Annotated in this window: 1 rRNA gene; it reads left to right on the top strand. The window is 59.0% G+C overall.

The features are described from left to right. Positions 1–1,820, top strand: a 23S ribosomal RNA gene (locus BMY40_RS27310); the annotation flags it as partial. Positions 1,821–1,858 lie beyond the last annotated feature (38 nt).

Here is a 1,858-nt window from a genome sequence, read left to right as displayed (position 1 = left end):
TGGGTAGGGGAGCGTCGTGTGCCGGGTGAAGCCGCGCCGGAAGGCAGTGGTGGACGGTTCACGAGTGAGAATGCAGGCATGAGTAGCGATACAGGAGTGGGAAACTCCTGCGCCGATTGACCAAGGGTTCCTGGGTCAAGCTGATCTGCCCAGGGTAAGTCGGGGCCTAAGGCGAGGCCGACAGGCGTAGTCGATGGATAACCGGTTGATATTCCGGTACCCGCTGTGGAGCGCAAGGGCCGAGCCCGGTGATGCTAAGTCCGTGAAGCCGCCCGTGCCCTTCGGGGTGCGGTGTTGGTGGAGCCGACGGCCCGATCCGGTAGTAGGTGAGTGATGGGGTGACGCAGGAAGGTAGTCCAGCCCGGGCGGTGGTTGTCCCGGGGTAAGGGTGTAGCCCGTTGTGCAGGTAAATCCGTGCAACATTCGAGGGTGAGACCTGATGCCGAGCCGATGTGGTGAAGTGGATGATCCTATGCTGTCGAGAAAAGCCTCTAGCGAGTTGCACGGCGGCCCGTACCCTAAACCGACTCAGGTGGTCTGGTAGAGAATACCGAGGCGTTCGGGTGAACTATGGTTAAGGAACTCGGCAAAATGCCCCCGTAACTTCGGGAGAAGGGGGGCCACACCCGGTGATCGCCCATGCGGTGTGAGCTGGGGGTGGCCGCAGAGACCAGCGAGAAGCGACTGTTTACTAAAAACACAGGTCCGTGCGAAGCCGTAAGGCGAGGTATACGGACTGACGCCTGCCCGGTGCTGGAACGTTAAGGGGACCGGTTAGTGGTGCTTCGGCGCCGCGAAGCTGAGAACTTAAGCGCCAGTAAACGGCGGTGGTAACTATAACCATCCTAAGGTAGCGAAATTCCTTGTCGGGTAAGTTCCGACCTGCACGAATGGCGTAACGACTTCTCGACTGTCTCAACCATAGGCCCGGTGAAATTGCACTACGAGTAAAGATGCTCGTTTCGCGCAGCAGGACGGAAAGACCCCGGGACCTTTACTACAGCTTGATATTGGTGTTCGGTTCGGCTTGTGTAGGATAGGTGGGAGCCGGTGAAGCATGCACGCCAGTGTGTGTGGAGGCGTTGTTGAAATACCACTCTGGTCGTGCTGGATGTCTAACCCGGGTCCGTGATCCGGATCGGGGACAGTGTCTGGTGGGTAGTTTAACTGGGGCGGTTGCCTCCCAAAGGGTAACGGAGGCGCCCAAAGGTTCCCTCAGCCTGGTTGGTCATCAGGTGGTGAGTGTAAGTGCACAAGGGAGCTTGACTGTGAGACTGACGGGTCGAGCAGGGACGAAAGTCGGGACTAGTGATCCGGCGGTGGCTGGTGGAAGCGCCGTCGCTCAACGGATAAAAGGTACCCCGGGGATAACAGGCTGATCTTCCCCAAGAGTCCATATCGACGGGATGGTTTGGCACCTCGATGTCGGCTCGTCGCATCCTGGGGCTGGAGTCGGTCCCAAGGGTTGGGCTGTTCGCCCATTAAAGCGGTACGCGAGCTGGGTTTAGAACGTCGTGAGACAGTTCGGTCCCTATCCGCTGTGCGCGTAGGAGTCTTGAGAAGGGCTGTCCCTAGTACGAGAGGACCGGGACGGACGAACCTCTGGTGTGCCAGTTGTTCTGCCAAGGGCATGGCTGGTTGGCTACGTTCGGGAGGGATAACCGCTGAAAGCATCTAAGCGGGAAGCCTGCTTCGAGATGAGGACTCCCACCCCTTGAAGGGGGTAAGGCTCCCGGGAGACGACCGGGTTGATAGGCCAGAGATGGAAGCCGGGTGACCGGTGGAGTTGACTGGTACTAATAGGCCGAGGGCTTGTCCGTAGATGTTCGCGTCCACTGTGTGGGTTCTGAGACCACGA

This window comes from Streptomyces radiopugnans, assembly GCF_900110735.1.
GTDB classification, from domain to species: Bacteria; Actinomycetota; Actinomycetes; order Streptomycetales; family Streptomycetaceae; genus Streptomyces; species Streptomyces radiopugnans.
Note: the sequence above shows the minus strand (reverse complement) of the source record. Positions and strands in the feature narration are given on the sequence as shown.